Here is a 15,595-nt window from a genome sequence, read left to right as displayed (position 1 = left end):
GAGATGACAGCCGGCACGTCTCGGCCACAGGAATGAATCCGTAAGCCAAGTTCCCAGCCTCTGATTTCATCGCTAAGAGAACCCCGCGCATCACAGCGCCGACCAGACTGCGAAGAGGTGGCAGAGTGGTCGAATGCACCGCACTCGAAATGCGGCATAGCTGCAAGGGTAACGTGGCTTCGAGTCCAAGGAAGAGTCAGCTGTCAGCAACGACAGGCGGCAGCAACGCGCAGATGCGGTCCCAGGGGTGATCTCACGCGAAGACCTTACGGAGGTGCCTGGCCCCCCTAGACACACTTGTCAGTTATTGATCCGCCAAGATGCCGATCAGGCTCCGTATGGCACCCAGATGTTCTTCACCTGAATCGCCCTGCGCAAATAGTCGCCGCCCTGCCCTTGGGTACGGTCAAGCCAATCCGGCTGACGCCCATTATTGACCCAGGTGGCCTTCAGGTTGCCCGCTGAAGCCCTCTCGACCATCGCGCTTCCGTCAGCCGATCCGAAATACCAGATGGCTGCAACCTCATCATGCTCGGCCAGCGTCTTTGCGAGCAGATCGCGTTCGCCGGTGACAATATTGATGACTCCGCAGGGCACATCCGACGTGTCCAGCACCTGATAGAAATCACCGGCAATCAATGGATGGCGCGACGACGGGATGACCACAACGCGATTTCCCATGGCAATTGCCGGCAGCACCAGCGACACCAGCGAGAGGAGCGGCGCCTCATCAGGGCAAACGATACCGACGATACCCCACGGCTCGTTCATGGCTAGCGTGACGTGACGCGACTTGGTGGAGTGTACGGCGCCATCGAACTTGTCGGCCTGGGCGGCGTAATAGGAAATGCGGCGCAGAGATGCGTCGAATTCGTCCCACGCCTTCTTTTCGCTCACACCGGTACTATCGATGATGCGGGCGACAAATTCACCACGCCGCGCATCGAGGTTCTCTGCGAGATAATAGAGCACCTGCGCGCGATTATGGGCGGTTGCGGAACTCCAGCTTCCAGCCTTGGACGCGGCTTCCACAGCGTTGCGGATGTCCTTGCGATTGCCTATTCCGGCCATGCCAATCACGGCGTTGCCCTTGCCGATGACAGAATAACTGTAGCCGCCATCGGGGCGGGCCTGCTTGCCGCCGATATAGTTTTTCATGGTCCGATCAAGGCCATCGATCGCCATCTTGCTGTCAGCATTCGGTAATGCGGATGGCGTGAAGGCTTCAGCGGGCTTACTGACCGACAGGTTCTTTTCCCAGTCTGCCGCCAGATATTCGTAAAGCCCTTCGCGCGCACCTTCACGGCCGAAACCGCTTTCACGGTAGCCGCCAAAACCTGCACCGGCGTCCAGCATGTTGGTGCAGTTGATCCAGACCACGCCTGCCTTGACCCGGGCAGCCAGATCAAGCGCGACATTGATGTTTTCAGACCAGATCGAGGCGGCAAGACCGTAACGGGTGTTATTTGCCAGCGAAACGGCTTCATCCGGCGTGCGGAATGTGGTTGCTGCGGCGATCGGGCCAAAGATTTCCACCTGGCAGACCGTCGAGGCCTGATCAACATCGGTGAAGAAGCCGGGAGCGACGTAATTGCCAGTAGACGGCAACGGGTTGGTACTCTGCCAGAGTTCACCACCCTCCTCCACCCCCTTGCGGACAAGATCCGTGATGCGCTTTACCTGCGTGGCGGAAACAATGGCACCGACATCAGTCGACTTGTCGAGCGGATCGCCGACCCGCAGGGTTTCCAGCCGCTTTTTCAGGCGTGCATAAAATTTCTCGGCAATGCCTTCCTCCACCAACAGGCGGGAACCGGCGCAGCAAACTTCTCCCTGATTGAACCAGATCGCGTCAACAACACCTTCAACCGCTGCATCAAGATCGGCATCCTCGAAAACGATGAAGGGTGACTTCCCGCCCAGTTCCAGAGACAGTTTTTTGCCCGAACCGGCAATCTGCTCGCGAATAACGCGGCCAACCTTGGTCGAACCGGTGAAGGCGACCTTGTCGACGCCTGCATGGCCGCAGATCGCAGCGCCTGTTGAGCCATCGCCCTGCACGATGTTGACGACACCGGCTGGAAGGCCGACCTCGTGGCAGATTTCCGCAAAGGCGACAGCTGTCAGCGGTGTCAGGTCGGCAGGCTTCAGCACCACGGTATTGCCGGCCGCAAGCGCTGGCGCGATCTTCCAGGCCAGCATCAAGAGAGGGAAATTCCAGGGGATCACCTGACCGCAAACACCGACGGGCGAGAAACCACGGAACTCGTCTTCCACCATTTCGGCCCATCCGGCGTGATGGTAAAAGTGACGCGCGACGAGTGGGATGTCGATATCACGGGTTTCGCGAACCGGCTTGCCGTTGTCCATCGTCTCCAGAACGGAAAGGAAGCGCTCGCGCTTCTGGACATGGCGGGCAATGGCGTAGAGATAACGGGCGCGTTCGTGACCCGACAGTTTTGACCATTTTCCGAAGGCCGCGCGGGCGGCCTTGACCGCCTGATCCACGTCTTCCTCATTGCCGCAAACGATCTCCGCCAGCTTATCCCCGTTTGCGGGGTTTGAGACGGCAATCGTCTTTCGGCCATCAGGCGATACGAACCGGCCGTTGATATAGTGACCGAAGATGCGTCCGTGAGTGTCGAGCCACTGCTTCACATCACCATTGGCTTCGGGGGAAGGTCCATATTCCATGGTTTCCAAAATGTCCTTAATGGGTCGCATTTTTCAGTCCTTATGCGGCAGCGTGATGGTGAGCGCTGGAATAGCGGCCGGTTACGAAATGTTCGAGCTGCCGCTCGATATCGCCGAGCATCGAACTGGCGCCAATGCGGAACAGGTCCGGCTCCAGCCAGCGATTGCCCAGCTCCTCCTTCATCAGCGTCAGCCATGACAGTGCGTCCTTCGCCGTCTTCAACCCGCCTGCAGGCTTGAAGCCGACCATCTGGCCGGTCAGTTCGCCGTAATCGCGCAGTGCCCGTACCATGGTCAGACTGACCGGCAGGGTGGCGTTGACCTCCTCTTTGCCGGTCGACGTCTTGATGAAGTCCGAGCCCGCCTGCATGGCCACCATCGAGGCGCGATAGACGTTAGTCAGGGTGTTGAGATCGCCCGTCGCCAGGATAGCCTTCATATGGGCGTCGCCGCAGGCTTCACGCATCGCGGAAATCTCGTCGTAAAGTGCTGTCCAGTTCTGCGTCAGAACGAACTCGCGGGTTATGACGATATCGATCTCCTTGGCGCCTTGCTCGACGGCATAGCGGATTTCAGCCAGCCGTTGCGGCAGCGGCGTAAGGCCGGACGGAAAGCCCGTTGCCACCGATGCGACCGGAATAGCCGTGCCTTCCAGCGCCTTGACGGCGTGGGGCACCATGGTCGGATAAACGCAGACGGCGCCGGTGGTGATGCCGGCATCTGCAAGGCCTATTGCTTCGAGAATGTCTTCCCGGACCGGGCGGCGCGCTTTCGCGCACAGCCGGCGCACGCGACCGGGCGTGTCATCACCGGACAACGTTGTCAGATCGATGCAGGTGATGGCCTTGATCTGCCAGGCGACCTGGTATTCCTTCTTGACCGAGCGCCGGGTGGTGATCGTCGCTGCACGCCGCTCGGACGCGCTGCGATTGACCGACACATCTTCGAACCATTCCGGTTTGAGAGCGGTGCCGTTGTTTCTGGGAAATGCTTCGCTCATTTTCTGTCCATTCTTCTTGTCAGCCTGCAGCATTGGCATGGTCGCGGCAAAATGCCTCGAACTCGTCGATGCTGGCATAAGCCTTCTGTGTTCCGGGACGGGTGATGGAATGCGCCGCGTAAAGCGAGGCCTTCTTCAGGGAGGATACGACCTCGCGCGTTTCGGCGTAAAAGCGGGCGAAGGAGCCAATAAAGGCATCGCCGGCACCCGTGGTGTCCTTCGGCGTTACCTTGACGGGCTCGATGTTGACGATTTCGTTTGACGTAATCATGCGCGCACCGCGCGCGCCGAGCGTCACAATGACGGTGCGAATGCCACGTGCGATCAGCGAACGGGCGGCGTTGACGATGTCTTCGTCGGTGTCGGTCGGCAACCCCGACAGCAAGGCAAGCTCGCTCTCGTTCGGCACGAGGAAGGTTACCTGGCGGATGCGCTCAGGATCGAGATTGGCAGCGGCAGGCGCGGGATTGAGGATTGTCTCGATACCGTTCTGGGCTGCAAATTCGATAGTGTGGTAGACGGTCTCAACTGGCACTTCCATCTGCATCAGGATCAGGCCGCACTCTTTCAGATCAGCGGCAGCCTTGTCGACCTCAACAGGCAAAAGGTGGGCATTGGCTCCTTTGACGATGAGGATGGAATTCTCGCCCGACTGTTCGACGAAGATCGGCGCGACACCGCTGGATTTGCCGGCAACCTTCACCACATGACGCGTATCAACGCCGAAGCTTGCGAGATTGCGAATGGTGTTATCCGCGAAGACATCGTCCCCGACCCGTGTGACCATCATTACTTCAGCACCAAGGCGCGCCGCGGCAACCGCCTGGTTGGCACCCTTGCCGCCGCACCCCATCTCGAAAGTGGGCGCCTCAAGGGTCTCGCCCGGTCCAGGCATACGGTCCACATAGGTGATAAGATCGACCATGTTGGAGCCGACGACCCCGATTTTCTTACTCATGCCGATATTCCCTACTTATCTGTTTTAAAGGGCGCTGATCCTGGCGCCGAACCGATCGGCGGCAGCGTGGTCGAGGTAGCCCAGCCGTACCGGGAAGACCCTGCGTTCACCCGGCGATAGTCTCTGCACGTTGTTCTTGGCCTTCTCCGCCAGATAGCCCTCCGGCTCGCAGGTGGATGGCAGGGCGAATGCGGCAACCTGCGAATCCCCGTTGACCAGGATCCAACGCACTGTCTTGGGGAAGGCGGCGAGCGGATAGGAGATGGCAAAGCCGTCGCCCTCACGTCGTTGCATCATCAGATGCGTCAGCCCCTCACCGTCCGCCGTCAGGCCGTTTATGTAGAACACCTGTTCGGGATCGTAACGTTGTGGTTCGTTGAGCACTTCCATGGCCGAAGGCTGCCTTGCCAGCGTCTCCAGCAAGGAAAGGTAATCGGGGTTTGGTGTGACGTGGCCGGGTACGGCCGTTCGCACCTTCACCTGCTCCGGCGTGTATGGCACCGGCTGAACGATTTGCGCACCCTCGGCATAGGCAAAGTTTACATGGCACATATACATGAGATCCATGGACGCTGAAGACAGGTTCTGGATGTCCATGACCATGTCAAAAAGCGTATCCTCAGCATGCAAAGTCACGCTGGGGCGGGCCAGATAATTGGCGCCGAAGCCCATGACATATTCGACTTCGCCTGTTACCCGAACATAGGGGCCGCGCGCATCGTGACCGATAACGAAACCCGCCTTGTCCATGGCGGCACAGGGCATTTCGCCATGCAGCGCATGATTATCCTGCGGCGAAGGGCATCCGTTGCGCAACATGCCGCTATGGAATGCAAAACATCCGTATGTCTCGACGATTGAACCGGCTGGTCGCGGCATCGAAAAGCGACTTCCCATAGTCAGGTCCACACCGTTGAACTCAACGCTCCAGATCATCTGCCCCATGAATGGCAATATGACGATCCGGCCGTAGCGGTTCTCCAATTGCAGCGCCTCAATGCCGGTGGCGTAGCGGAAGGTGGTAACCTTCAGCCCATCGGTTACGGCTAGAAGATGCGGGAGATCGGCGAAGTCCTGCCTGCGAAGATGAAATTCTGTCGCCTGCATGGGATCACCTGCCCGGGTTTCGCCATGCATTGATGGCGATGACGAGAATGAGGAATGCGCCCCAGATGAAGTCGATAAGGTGGTTGGAGAACCGCATCATCTGGAAACCGGAGGAAAGCAGCATGAGGGCGATCAGCGCAATGGCGATGCCAAGAACCCGACCCTTCCCGCCTGCCGGATTTGTGCCGCCGAGAACGGCAATCAGCACCGCCTGCAGCAAATAGGACGCGCCGTAGTCGGATTTCGCTGCATTGGTTCGCCCGGACAAAATGATGCCCGCCAGCGACGCCAGAACGCCGGTCAGCATGTAGGAATAGAGCATCATGCGATCCTTGCGGATGCCTGCAAAGACGGCTGCGCGCGGATTGGTCCCGATCAGCATCAGGTTAATGCCGAGCGTCGAGCGCGTCAGCAGGATCGCGACGGTGATGCAGACGCCGATGAACAGCAGAAACGGCGTCGCTATACCCAAGATCTTGCCGTTGCCGATCCAGTTCCACGCGTCAGGGAAGCCGACGATTGCCGGGCCGCCGGTCAATACCAGCGCCAGCCCCATCAGCACCTGACCTGTGCCGAGTGTCGCCAGTATCGGGGTAATTCGCAGCTTCGCGACCAAAAGGCCGTTGATCAGACCGGCCAGCAGTCCGACCGCCATGGCGAGGACGATGCCGAGCCCGGTGTAGAACACAACGCCCGAAGTGGAGGATTGCCCCGCCTGAACCATTGTGGAATGGAAATAGACGCCGGCGATGATACCGGCCAGATTGGCAATCCCCACCACGGAAAGATCGATGCCACCGGTCAGCATGGCAATCATCATGGCGATGGAGAGGATCCCCAGTTCGGGCATGATGTAGCTGATGGATTCGAAGTTGTAATAGTTCAAGAACTTGCCGGGGTTCATCCAGGTCATCAGGGCAAAGACGATGACGGTGATAACAAGCAGCTGAACGATGTTGTTGTCGTTGCCGAAAAGCCGACGCATGTCGAACGAATTTTTCATGATGCGCTCTCCCGTCACGCTATGCTTTTGCGGTCGCGCCATGCCGTGATGGCAGTGGCAATGATGATGATCAGGCCGACGACGACGCGCTGCCAGGTCGTGTCCACCTTCATGATGATCAGAGAGTTTTTGACCATCACCAGCATGAACACGCCCATTAATGTTCCGAGAACCGTGCCGCGTCCGCCAAAGATTGACGCACCGCCCAGAACCACCGCCGCGATCACGTCGAGTTCGAGACCGACAAAATCACGCGGGTTGGCAAGCCAGATCATCGAGGAATGCAGAAGGCCCGAGAAGCCCGCCAGCGCACCGGCGATGCAGTAGACAAAGAAGATTGTCGCACCTGTATTGAAGCCAACACGTTTGGCAGCTTCAGGAGAGCCGCCATAGGCATAAACGCTGCGCCCGATCATGGTGTAGGTAAGGACGAGATGAATGACCAATGCCAGGCCAAGATAGACCAGGAACATCGCGGTCAGGCCGAAAGTCGATCCAGTGGTCGACGTCAGCGAGATAACATCGGTCTTGCCAAACTCGATCAGCTCCTTTGGCATCTTGTTGATGTTGACGATGCTGGTACCGACGAGGCCGAGAACCAGACCACGCACAATCGAACCCGTCCCGAGCGTCACGATCAGCGGGATCATCTTGAACCGATGGATGATGAAACCGTTGAACGCACCGAGAACGAGCCCAATCAGCGTTGCCGCAACGAAAGGAATGAGCACGCCATCGTAGCCGAGGTAGACCATACTGCGCACGGTCAGATACATCGCCGCAATGGCAAAGGCCGTGAACGATACGTCGATACCGCCGGAAATCATCACCAGCAATACGCCGAGCGCCATGATGCCGATCACGACATTGGAGCGCAACAGGCCGAAGATGTTGTCGAGCGACCAGAAGGCTGGATTGATGAGACCGATGATGACCATGGCCGCGAGCAGGACGCAGGCGATTATGGATTCTGTGCTTTTCAGGAATTTCATGTCTTGCGGCCCCTCAATTCAGCATCTTGAGCCGGTCGTTAACGGCGTCTTCGGTCATGCTCTGTCCAGACAACTCGTCAACGAAACGGCCGCGATGCATGACCAGCACGCGGTTGCAGTTCTGCACCAGTTCCGGCACATCGTCGGAAATCATCAGCACGGCGAGACCTTCCTTTTCGGCCAGCTTGCGGATGATGGTGTGAATCTGTGCTTTGGAACCGACATCGACGCCGACGGTCGGGCCGTTCAGGATCAGCACCTTGGCCCCAGTCAACAGCCAGCGAGCCAGAACGACGCGCTGTGCGTTGCCACCGGACAAATGGTTGACCGGCGTGTGCGGTCCTGGTGCCACGATCTGCATGGCCGAGAACATTTCGCGCGTCGTCTCGTCCGCCTTTTTGCGATTGATGAAAAGACCGCGGACGAATTTCTCAATCGACGTAACAATGATGTTGCGCTCGATCGATTGCGTCAGGAATAGACCCTCGGTCAGGCGATCCTCCGGCACATAAGCGACGCCGCAGGCAATACCCTCCTGAACGGTCCTTGGGTGAACCTCGCGGCCTGCGAGGCGCACTAAACCGGTAAAATCGGGGCGCATGCCAAACAGCGCCAGCGCAAGTTCGGTGCGACCCGAACCGATCAAACCTGAAATACCGACGATTTCGCCCGGCCTTAACGTTAAGTCAGCGTTTTCTACGGAACCTGGAACCGAGAGGTTGCGCACGTCCAGCACCGGTGTATCGGCGCCTTTGTGCGGTACCCACTGGTAGCTGTGAGCTGTCAGTTCCTGCCCGGTCATCGCACGCGTGATTGCCGGCTCGTCGAATTCGGCGATCGGTCCTTCGGCCACCTTCTTGCCATTGCGGAAAACTGTCAGGCGCTCGCTGATTTCGAGCATCTCGCGCATTTTGTGGCTGACGAAGAGCACGGCGATGCCCTGCGCCTGAATATCGCGCACGATCTTGAAGAGGGCATCAACCTCATGGCGTGTAAGTGCCGTCGTCGGCTCATCCATGATGATCAGGCGTGCATCGGCCATGACGGCGCGGGCGATCGCCACGATCTGCTTTCCCGAGGTCGGCAGGGTTTCGACATCCGTATCAATATCGATGTTCACGCCGAGGCGGTCCAACGCCTTCTGGGCCAGCTCACGGACATGCCGCCAGTCGACCGTCTTGCGACCTTCCATCAGAAAGGTATTGATAGCCAGGTTCTCAGCGACCGTCAGGTTACCGAACAGCGAAAAATCCTGATAGATCACCTGAATACCGTGGTGAACGGATTTTACCGGATCGAGTTTGCCGACAGGCTTACCGTCGATCAGAATCTCACCGTCCTCGGGTGTGTAAACCCCAGACATGATTTTGATGACGGTGGATTTGCCGGAACCGTTTTCACCGGCAAGACAATGGATTTCGCCCGGGCGAATGCTCAGCGATACGTTGTCGAGCGCCTTCACGCCGCCAAACCGCTTGCCGATGTGGCGCAGCTCGATCAGATTTTCAGTCATAATGGCCTCGTGCAAGGCTGGAAAACACGGTTGGTGCACGGAGAGAGGGTTGCCCCTCCCTCCGTGGTTCGGATCAGAAGTCGTACTTGTCCATGTTTTCTTTGGTCACGCCGACCCAACCTGCACCATAGAGCAGGTGTGGCTTGGAGGCGTCAGGAACCAGCAGGCTTTCGTAACCGGGTAGACCCATGTTGAGACCCGCCTTGATCTGCTCATTCTTCTTCTCGAGAACCGCGACAGCCAGCATGTTCATGGCATAACCAGCAACGGCCGGATCCCAGAACTGGATGTACTGGATATTATCGTTCTTGATGTATTCGCCGGCAACGGAAACCAGGCCCGTTCCCGAAAAGAAAACCTTGCCAGACAGGCCGCCCTCGGCGATCAGGCGGCCAGCGCCTGCGGATGTCGGCATCGGCGCGCCAAGAATACCGGTAATGTCCGGATAGGCGGTCATTGCTTCCTTGAGCTTGGTATAGTCGGTGTTGGCGTCGTCATAAGTTTCTAGCCGCTCGGTCGCCTGCGACATTTCCGGGAAGTTTGCCTTCTGGTACTCGACGGCGCCGTCGATCCATTCCATCTGCGACTTGGACGTCAGACTGCCAACGGTGGCGACGTACTTGCCCTTACCGCCCATGGATTTGCCAAGTTCCTTCATCAGGTTGGCGCCATAGGCTTTGTTGTCGAAGGCTTCGATGTCGAAATCGACGTTCTGGATGTTGGAAGCCTCGTGGCTGATGACGACGATGCCCCGATCTCGGGCTTTCTTGAGCACCGGCTCTACCGCTTCGACCGAGAACGGCACGATGGCGATCGCATCAACGCCCTGTGCGATGAGGTTTTCAACGATCTGCACCTGAGCGGCGGCATCAGCCTGGCTCGGGCCAACCATCCAGACATCGTTTCCGGTATCGCCCTTGAACTGCTCGACGCCATCGCGCATGCGGTCAAACCACGCAATACCATCCACCTTCACGACGGTTGCAATGGTGTATTTTTTGCCGCTCGCCGTCGTGATCAGCTCCTTGTTGACCTTCGACGCATCGACGGCGCTTTGCGCAAAGACAGCCGAGGCCGAAAGCGTTGCAGCAAGCGCGATGGTAGTGAAAATCTTGTTCACGAATATCTCCTCCCTTTGAAACCGCGATGTGCCGGACCTATTCCAGTCGCAGCACGCGACAATGTTTTGATCCCTAACGCCGGAAACCGCTTCTCACGCGTCCGACGCCTCCTCATTCTCCCGGAAAGGCCTCCTATGCCCCAGTGCACTGGCCTCGATGTGGCCTAGAAACCTGTTGTTTTCCTCTCCCGATAATGCGAACTATTATGATACAATCCGATCATTATGTTTCGATCGTTTCATGTTTGTTATTCTCCTGTCAAGCGCAGAGAAGTGCGATTGCGAGCAAAATAACACCGAAATTTGAAGCGCAGCGACAAGCGGAAAGCGGAGACAAGGTGAGTAGAATAAGTGCACACAATGCCAGGTTGGATGCCTTGGCTGGGCTGGTTCAGGAGACGGGTATCCTGAGGCTGCGCGACGCCGCGTCCCGGCTTGGCGTCTCAGAAATTACCATTCGGCGCGACATTGCTGCCGATGGCGAGCGGCTAAGCTGTCTTGGCGGATATATTGTTCCGGTTCAGGACGGCACCGTTAGCAGCGACTATGTGCTGGAGCAGGAGAAGGACAGTCACGCAACTGCAAAAGCGCGGGCCTGTACGCAGGCGGCGGTTCTGATCGAACCGTATGATACTGTATTCATCGATTGCGGAACGACGATGCCGCATTTGGCGCGGCAGATTCCGGCAAATGCCCATGTCACCGTCATCTGCTATTCCCTTAATGTTGCAGAGGAGCTGGCGAGAAGAAGCGATGTCCGCCTGATCATGCTTGGAGGGGTTTATCACCCGGAAGCGGCCTCGTTTTCAGGTGATGAGGGCATCGAGGTGCTGAAGCGCATCAACATTAACAAGGCATTTTTATCTGCCGGCGGCGTAGACGAACAGCATGGCGTGACCTGTTCGCACTTCCATGAAGTGCCAATCAAGCAGATCGTTATGCAGCGCTCGGTCCAAAAGCATCTTGTCGTGGACAGCAGCAAGTTCACCAAGGTGCGAGCCGCACGTTACGCTTCCATCAGCGATTTCAATTCTATTGTGTCCGATCAGCCTGCACCATGGGTTAAGATAAGCTGACAATGGCTTGCTGCCATTCGATACGAGAGTGATGCATCTAGGGATTTTTTCTGTACCACGCCCCAGTCATCCGAGATAACCGTATAGTTGGCAAAAAGGACAGCGGGACCGGCAAGACGATCCGACCGCGCAAAGCGGTTGCGACTGATTGATGGCCTGGATACAAGGCGAGTGTCGAAACACCTGCACGAGCATTAGGGGTGCGCCACATCTAAAGCGCCTTGGCCATAGGTTGACGTTTGACATGCGCTGACTGACCAAGCCGCGCGAAGACACTCCGCTTGCCGAAACTCGGCTTGCATGCTCGCCACAGCGCCCAGCGCCGCTTTTGTCGCCCCATTTTTTCTTGTCCCACCCCATTCTTCGAATTAGGTGTCGACACATAGCGGGCCGTTCTTGAATAACGACAGCCAACAGGAAATCTTCATTTCGGAACGGTTGACGACATGACAATGACGGCTCGGGAAAACTGCGCCACCAGGCCGAGCATATCAATGACCCCATTCACCGCCGGTGCGCATATCAATCTTTCTCATGCGGCAAGAATGCTAGTCCAAAATTCCAGCCACTAATCGGCCGGATGCCACAGCCGATCAGAGAAGAAGCGCTGTCGGCCAATGGTCATGATGGCGGCGTGTTTCGTCGGCAGATCAACGCTTTTGAGATGTGAAAAGCCGGACTTTTGCAGATTTCTCAATTGCCGGTGATGGTTGCTGCTTGGCTCCTGCACGATGCGCTCTGTACGCGGATCGTCAAGAAACATGTAGTGCAGAAGGGAAGGCAGCCAGGCGGTGAACCACTCGCGGCCACGACATGCCTCGTCACCCACGATAACGTGGCAACCGCGGTCATAGTCGTTCGCATCGCAGAAGGTCCCGACGACATCTTCTTTTGCCCAGTACACCTCGAAATAGGAAAACGCCCTGCCACCGAACCGGCCTATAAGCGGCATGATATGTGGGTCTGCGAACATGCCTTCCAGATAGTGCCTGTGGCGATCTTCGTCTCCAGCTTCATGCCAGAACTCGTTCACACGGGGACTGTTCATCCAGCGGTGCACCTCCGGCAGGTCGTCTAGGGTCGCCACATCAAAAGAAAGGACGCCGCCCAGCCAGGGGATATAGCGGGCATAGACCGTCCCGACAGGTTTGCGCGGACGTGAGGGATGCGACACCCTGCCGTCATGGATTTCGTGGCGGGGGAACAACCCGGTGGCAGGTGCATTCCAGAGACCTTGCGTCTGCCAGAACATATCTGCCCACACGGAAGGAAGTGACGAGGTGGATGCCGCGTCCAGATAAAGCCCGTGGGCCGCAAACTCCTCTTCGAAACTTGCCCAACCATTGCCCGACAGCGTCATAAACCGAAGCGCTGGAGACGAGGAAAACAGGCATTCGAACGCTGCGGCGGCAAGACGCCAAGTACCAGACGCCGCGACCGACAGGTCGGAAACCTCGATCTTTCCAGCACTGTCATCCGTTGAAAGATGGAAGGCTGCCTTTGCCCCATGAGCATCAGAAACCAGAAGCTGCTGACCGTCTCGATAGACCCCAACTGGTCCGCGGCGATGGAGATTGAAGGCGAGATAGACACCAGGACTGGTCATTCCGCCCACGTCGCGGGGTGTGACGGGAGTGACGATCTCCCGCCGCATGTCGCCCTGCCAATTCATCAGAAAACTTTCGTTAGCGACACGGCGAAAGTGCGTCCGCGCGCCTTGTAGTCGAACACAGCCTCATTTGCTAAAGCCCCGTAAAGAGCGTTGGCGCGAGCGCCCCATATAGTCGAGTAATCCTTGTCGAACAGGTTCATCACGCCGAAGCGCAGCGTCGTCTCCTGAGCTTCGAAACGATAGGCGCCGGTTAGATCAAACAGGGTGTAACCATCGATCGTCCGGCTGTCATCGTCACTGAGGCTGAAGACATGCTGCCCGGCAAGTTTGACGTTGAAGTTATCTTTCGTCCAGCCGACATAACCGCCAAGTTTGGAAACACTGGCACTGCCGATGCTTTCCTTTTCCCACTGACCGTCGCTTTTTATTTCCGACTTCACCCAATGCGCTGATGTGCCAAAGTCGAAGCCGTAATCCAGTTTCGCGCTGGCGTTCGCCTCGATACCATAGACGCGTCGTTCACGATCAACCACATCAACGGCCAAGGTCGTGCGGTTAAGCTCGATGGATCGGTTGGAGAGCGAATAATATGCCGCCGTTTCGAAGCTATATGTATCGTCATTGAAGCGATAACCAACTTCGAAGGAGTTCGTTTTGATCGCCTGGAGTGCCGAGTCGCCCACGTTGACGCTGTTCAAGAGGACATAACGGCCGCCGACGAGCCTGTAGCTGCCGATCCCGTAATATTTCGCCGGATCAGGCAGTTCGAAGCCCTGGCTGAAATTGGCATAGATCTGCTGCGCGTCGGTCAATTCGTAGGTCGCGCCTGCGTTGAACAAAGCGGCATCGTAACTGACGTCGCCGCCGGGGATGCTATCAACGGAGGAACCGACCCTGTTCAGGACGGCGACCTGCTGTGCCGCTCCGGCGAAGCTGGAGACATCGGTGGTAACATATTGATAACGCACCCCGCCGTTGACCGTCAGCCGATCTGTCGCCTCATAAGACCCCTGGATGAAACCGGCAACGGTCGAAACATCAATATCGGGGTAGAGTCCCGTTATGCCGCGTGTCTTGAAGTCCATGGCCCCAGTCGTTGCAACGCTGAGGAAATCGAAGACATTTTGTTTGGAACTCAGTGAATCCCGGTCGGCGTCGATGCCGTAGGTAACCTTCAGCCCGTCCAGAGGCTCCGAGATCATCGCTGCCTTCAGGCTGTAATAATCGGTATCCTGCGAGCTGCCGCCGAAATAGACGAAGGGAGAGAAAATCGCGCTGCCGGGGAAAGGGTGAAACCGGATTTCTTCCCGTCGGAAGCTGCCCTGCAGAAGAAGCTCCTGGCCTAAGAAGTCATTGTCAGTATAGGTCGCGTTGACCATCGTGCGACGCGTTCGGGGATTGAAATCCGACCGGTATCCATCCCGCGTTTCGACCAGTTTGGAATTGCGTATGCCGGCAAGCCCCGCGCCAAGATAAAGCCCAAATGGCGAATCCTGTGCGCTGTCGTAAAATTGGCCTGATACTTCGAGGCGTCTGTTGTCGTCAAACTGAAGGCCGACAGTACCCATGAAATCGACGCGCTTGTTAAAAGCGGTGGATGTCTGGGTGATATCAGGCGTGAGCATCGTGCCGGAGCCGTCGTAAAAGGCACCTGTCTGGTTACCGGCAATGGCGAAACGCGCGTCCCAGTTTTCGCTGTTATAGGTCACCGCACCCGCACCATTGCGGTCAATGTCGCGGGTGTGCCCAAAGCCGCTGCCGAGGCCAGCCGTCACTTCGCCATGCAGACCTTCCGGCGCATCCTTGCCCTTCTTCGTGATGATGTTGATGACGCCGCCTGTCGCATTGCCGCCATAGATCGCCGTTGCACCGGACAGGACCTCCACGCGCTCGATATTGAAGGGGTCTATGGAATCGAATTGGCGACTGAGCGAGCGAGCCGAGTTCATCGAAACACCATCGATAAGAATGAGGGCCGTGCGTCCTCGCAGGTTCTGGCCGTAAGCCGTGCGCGCGCCTTCGCTCGCGGGATCGAAGCTTGGAACTTTCTCGGCGAGAATCTGCTGTAGCGACTTGCCCGAGCGGGCCTCAGTCTCGATGGCCTGTGCATCGACGACATAAATCGTTCGCGCCGTTCGCGAAATCTGCTGGGGTATACGGCTGCCGGTGACGACGATCGGCTCCAGCACCGTCGAACCGCTGTTTGGTTGCGCGCTCTGCGATGCATCCTGCGCCTGCGCGGCGCTGTTGCCGCCACCAATTGCAACGGCGATAGCCAGAAGACTAACGCCGACATTCCACTTTCCGATCATGTCGCCCCCAATGCGAAAAAAATACCTCCCGGTTCGTCCAACCGGGAAAAATACAAGACTATTTTTATCATGTTTTATGCGCTATGAAACGGCCGGGCTTGGATGGGGACGAACCCGATTTGGATAGATGCGAACATCAACAGAAAAGACAGGTTTGATTTTTCATGGAAGTGATCCGACCCTTGAAACTTGGAACCCTTACCCTGCC

11 protein-coding genes are annotated in these 15,595 nt (G+C 57.4%); 1 reads left to right on the top strand and 10 read right to left on the bottom strand.

All coding sequences use genetic code 11. The features are described from left to right. Window positions 1-327 precede the first annotated feature (327 nt). From FS804_RS17270 to FS804_RS17235, 8 genes are all read right to left on the bottom strand, one after another. Window positions 328-2,724, bottom strand: coding sequence for an aldehyde dehydrogenase family protein (locus FS804_RS17270; protein WP_186376849.1), 2,397 nt, complete (start codon window positions 2,722-2,724; stop codon window positions 328-330). Window positions 2,725-2,734: 10 nt separating this feature from the next. Further along, window positions 2,735-3,694: a deoxyribose-phosphate aldolase gene (gene deoC, locus FS804_RS17265; protein ID WP_144578044.1), complete on the bottom strand. Its 960-nt coding sequence runs from the start codon at window positions 3,692-3,694 to the stop codon at window positions 2,735-2,737. A gap of 19 nt (window positions 3,695-3,713) precedes the next feature. Beyond that, window positions 3,714-4,652 (bottom strand): ribokinase, encoded by a 939-nt coding sequence (gene rbsK / locus FS804_RS17260; RefSeq protein ID WP_144578042.1) that lies wholly within the window; start codon window positions 4,650-4,652, stop codon window positions 3,714-3,716. Between the two features lie 24 nt (window positions 4,653-4,676). Then, window positions 4,677-5,759 carry an aldose 1-epimerase family protein gene (locus FS804_RS17255; protein ID WP_144578040.1) on the bottom strand — a complete coding sequence of 361 codons (1,083 nt, stop codon included), beginning with the start codon at window positions 5,757-5,759 and terminating at the stop codon, window positions 4,677-4,679. A gap of 4 nt (window positions 5,760-5,763) precedes the next feature. Continuing rightward, entirely contained in the window at window positions 5,764-6,762 is a 999-nt protein-coding gene (locus tag FS804_RS17250; protein WP_144578038.1) for an ABC transporter permease, read from the bottom strand. 14 nt (window positions 6,763-6,776) lie between these two features. Then, window positions 6,777-7,754 (bottom strand): ABC transporter permease, encoded by a 978-nt coding sequence (locus FS804_RS17245; protein WP_144578036.1) that lies wholly within the window; start codon window positions 7,752-7,754, stop codon window positions 6,777-6,779. Between the two features lie 13 nt (window positions 7,755-7,767). After that, window positions 7,768-9,267: a sugar ABC transporter ATP-binding protein gene (locus tag FS804_RS17240; protein ID WP_144578034.1), complete on the bottom strand. Its 1,500-nt coding sequence runs from the start codon at window positions 9,265-9,267 to the stop codon at window positions 7,768-7,770. A gap of 73 nt (window positions 9,268-9,340) precedes the next feature. After that, window positions 9,341-10,387, bottom strand: a complete 1,047-nt coding sequence (locus FS804_RS17235) for an autoinducer 2 ABC transporter substrate-binding protein (protein ID WP_045531774.1) — start codon at window positions 10,385-10,387, stop codon at window positions 9,341-9,343. 338 nt (window positions 10,388-10,725) lie between these two features. Between FS804_RS17235 and FS804_RS17230 the strand changes: the two genes are divergently transcribed. Continuing rightward, window positions 10,726-11,463: a DeoR/GlpR family DNA-binding transcription regulator gene (locus tag FS804_RS17230; protein ID WP_144578134.1), complete on the top strand. Its 738-nt coding sequence runs from the start codon at window positions 10,726-10,728 to the stop codon at window positions 11,461-11,463. A gap of 568 nt (window positions 11,464-12,031) precedes the next feature. Here FS804_RS17230 and FS804_RS17225 read toward each other — a convergent pair. Together FS804_RS17225 and FS804_RS17220 are read right to left on the bottom strand one after the other, a co-directional pair. Further along, window positions 12,032-13,135, bottom strand: coding sequence for a GNAT family N-acetyltransferase (locus FS804_RS17225; protein WP_246665902.1), 1,104 nt, complete (start codon window positions 13,133-13,135; stop codon window positions 12,032-12,034). Beyond that, window positions 13,135-15,387 carry a TonB-dependent receptor gene (locus FS804_RS17220; protein WP_144578032.1) on the bottom strand — a complete coding sequence of 751 codons (2,253 nt, stop codon included), beginning with the start codon at window positions 15,385-15,387 and terminating at the stop codon, window positions 13,135-13,137. Before FS804_RS17220 ends, FS804_RS17225 begins: the two co-directional genes overlap by 1 nt. Window positions 15,388-15,595: the final 208 nt, after the last annotated feature.

It is taken from the genome of Agrobacterium sp. DE0009 (assembly GCF_007680755.1).
Taxonomy (GTDB): Bacteria; Pseudomonadota; Alphaproteobacteria; order Rhizobiales; family Rhizobiaceae; genus Agrobacterium; species Agrobacterium tumefaciens_B.
The sequence above is the reverse complement of the archived record's forward strand: the minus strand, read 5'-3'. Positions and strand labels throughout refer to the sequence as shown.